This window comes from Syntrophorhabdaceae bacterium (genome assembly GCA_028713955.1).
In the GTDB taxonomy this organism is placed as follows: domain Bacteria; phylum Desulfobacterota; class Syntrophorhabdia; order Syntrophorhabdales; family Syntrophorhabdaceae; genus UBA5609.
Genome location: JAQTNJ010000315.1, coordinates 1 through 3,121 on the forward strand (window position 1 = coordinate 1; position 3,121 = coordinate 3,121).

The window sequence follows — 3,121 nt, forward strand, 5'->3', positions numbered from 1 at the left end:
GCTACTTCCTTGAAATGGCGAACATCAGGGAACATATCTCATGGATCGGTGAAAATAAAGAACTGAACACCACCAAGGCAATCGATGCCGTAAAGATGGCCGTTGCCAAGGTAATGAACAATAAACCCCTTTACTCGTCGTCGTTCAAGGTCAATAAAAGGGTTATGGTTATCGGCGGCGGAGTTGCCGGCATGCAGGCTGCCCTTGACTGTGCCGACGGCGGGCTGGATGTTATCCTTGTTGAAAAAAGTCCCAGCATCGGCGGGATGATGGCGCGCCTTGACAAGACCTTTCCTACCATAGACTGCTCGATATGCATCCTCGGTCCTAAAATGGTCGATGTAGCACAGCATGAGAAGATCAAGCTCCATGCATATTCGGAGATTGACGAGATAAAAGGATATGTCGGTAACTATCAGGTCAAGATACGGAAGAAGGCGACCTATGTTGACTGGTCGAAATGCACCGGCTGCGGCGCATGCATGGAGAAGTGCCCGACAAGGAACGCGTACGATCACTTCAATTATGGAGTCGCCCCGACGCGGGCGATCAACATACCGTTCCCGCAGGCAATCCCCAAGAAGGCAAAGATCGATCCCGCATTCTGCAGACAGTTCACGAAAGGGAAGTGTGGTGTCTGCGCCAAAATATGTCCCACAGGGGCGATCAATTACGAGATGGAAGACGAGATCGTCACCGAGGATATTGGCGCGATCATCGTTGCAACAGGATACGGGCTTTTTGACCTCGACAAGTTCCCGGAATATGGCGCGGGGCGTTACCCTGACGTCATCACAGGTATCCAGTACGAAAGGATCCTCAATGCTTCGGGTCCTACATCGGGACATATCCTGCGGCCATCCGACCAGACCGAACCGAAGACTGTTGTCTTTGTCTCCTGTGCAGGCTCCAGGGATAAATCCCTTGGCGTGCCTTACTGTTCGAACTTCTGCTGCATGTACATCGCAAAGCAGGCGATCCTCACGAAAGACCACGTACCCGATTCGCAATCCTATGTTTTTTACATGGACATCCGTTCCCCCGGTAAAGGGTACGATGAGTTTACCAGGAGGGCACAGGAGGATTACGGCGCGAGATATATACGGGGGCGGGTCTCGAAGATCTATCCCAAAGGCAAGAAGATGGTCGTAAGGGGCGCGGACACCCTCCTCGGTACTCAGGTGGAGGTCGAAGCAGACCTCGTTGTCCTCGCGACGGCAGTTATTTCCGCACCGGGTGCTGCCGGTATGGCAGAAAAACTCCACATCTCCTATGATACATTTGGTTTCTATGTTGAAAGTCACCCGAAATTAAGACCCGTTGAAACAAATACAGCAGGGGTATACCTTGCGGGCGCATGCCAGGGACCGAAAGATATCCCCGCGTCGGTCGGCCAGGGGAGCGCGGCGGCAGCAAAGGTGCTGGCGCTGTTCTCAAAGGATATGCTTGAATCCGATCCGGCTATTGCGCAGGTCAATACGAACGCCTGTGTGGGCTGCATGAAGTGTGTTAAAACCTGTCCTTTCCAGGCCATCAAGGAGGACCAGCTGAGAAGCGGCAAAAAGGTCGCAAAGGTCATCGAAACGGTCTGTGCCGGCTGCGGCGTCTGCACATCCACCTGTCCCTGTGGTGCGATCCAGTTGCAGCATTTCACCGACAACCAGCTCTTAGCGGAGGTGAATACCATATGTCAGGGGTAGACCTGAAGGAACTTCGGATCGTAGGTTTTCTCTGCAACTGGTGTTCCTACGGTGGAGCAGATACGGCGGGTGTCGGCCGTTTTAAACAGCCAACGGATCTGCGCATCATCAGGGTGCCCTGCTCGGGCAGGGTAGACCCGCTCTTTGTTGTGAAGGCACTGCTGACGGGCGCCGATGGCGTGCTTGTTTCAGGGTGCCACCCCAGGGATTGTCATTACACAGACGGCAATTTCTATGCGCGCAGACGGCTCGAAATGCTGAAGAGATTCCTTCCTTTCATCGGTATCGACGAGAGAAGGTTCCATTATACATGGGTCTCTGCATCGGAAGGGCAGAAATGGCAGCAGGTGGTCACGGATTTCACGAACCAGGTCCATCAGCTCGGTCCCCTGCACGCAAAGAAGGAGAATGAGGGTTGAATACGGATCAGATAAAAGAGACTATTGCCAGAATATTCCCGGACGTTGAAACGGTGATCTGTTATCAGCAGGGTTTTGACAAGATTCACGCAACCCCCTACTTCATAAGTATGCCGGAACAGATCGACAAGCTTATCTGGAATCCGCTGTGTGCCCAGAACCTGACAAGCTACCTTCCTTCTATCAAAAAGAAGGTTGGTATCGTTGTCAAGGGATGTGACAGCAGGACCATTATACAGTACCTGCAGGAAGGCCTCATCGATCGCGAAAAGGTTGTTATCATTGGTGTGCCCTGTACAGGGGTGATAAGCGTGAAGAAGGTTCTCAGGGAGATCGGGCACCAGCCCGTCGTCGAGGTTGCCTTTGATGACAGCGGCAACATTATCGTTACGACACCGGAAGGAGAAAAGACGCTGGCAATTGCCGATATCTGCCCTGATAAATGCACAACATGCCAGTATCCGACCCCCCTTGTCTATGACCATCTTATTGGCGACCCGATCCAATCGGATAAACCGAAAGAGGATGTTTACGAGGATATCCGCCGGTTTGACGCGAAGACCCTCGAAGAGAAAAAGGCATACTGGGAAAAAGAGCTCGAACGGTGTATCCGCTGCTATGCCTGCCGGAATGCATGCCCTATGTGCATCTGCCAGGATAGCTGTATTGCAGAGACCCGGGACCCGCACTGGATAAGCCAGGCACTGTCTTTACGGGAAAAATTCATGTTCCACATGATCCATGCGGTGCACCTTGCGGGGAGATGTGTAGAGTGCGGGGAATGTGAAAGGGTCTGTCCCATGGACATACCCGTGGCGAAACTGAAAAAGAAGATCAACGCGGAGATGAAAGACCTCTTTAATTATGAACCAGGCGTGAACCTTGACGATAAGCCGCCCATGTATACATTTAATGTTGATGAAGCGAAGATTAAGGAGCACAAACTCTAATGTTCGATACAGGTTACCTGCCAAAAGAAAAGATAAAGGACTTCCTGAAGGA

General features: G+C 52.0%; 3 protein-coding genes. All 3 read left to right on the top strand.

Annotation, left to right across the window (positions count from 1 at the left end; translation table 11 throughout):
- Positions 1-1,700 (top strand): CoB--CoM heterodisulfide reductase iron-sulfur subunit A family protein (locus PHU49_16320; GenBank protein MDD5245576.1); only part of this gene is annotated, 1,700 nt, incomplete at its 5' end.
- On the top strand, positions 1,688-2,119 hold the full coding sequence (locus PHU49_16325; GenBank protein MDD5245577.1) for a hydrogenase iron-sulfur subunit: 432 nt from the start codon (positions 1,688-1,690) through the stop codon (positions 2,117-2,119). The genes PHU49_16320 and PHU49_16325, both read left to right, overlap by 13 nt.
- Positions 2,116-3,069, top strand: coding sequence for a 4Fe-4S dicluster domain-containing protein (locus tag PHU49_16330; protein ID MDD5245578.1), 954 nt, complete (start codon positions 2,116-2,118; stop codon positions 3,067-3,069). Before PHU49_16325 ends, PHU49_16330 begins: the two co-directional genes overlap by 4 nt.
- Positions 3,070-3,121: the final 52 nt, after the last annotated feature.

What these genes read in the sequence shown, in the direction of transcription:
- PHU49_16325 (MDD5245577.1), top strand. Translation starts at nt 1,688, where the DNA reads ATGTCAGGGGTAGACCTGAAGGAACTTCGGATCGTAGGTTTTCTCTGC.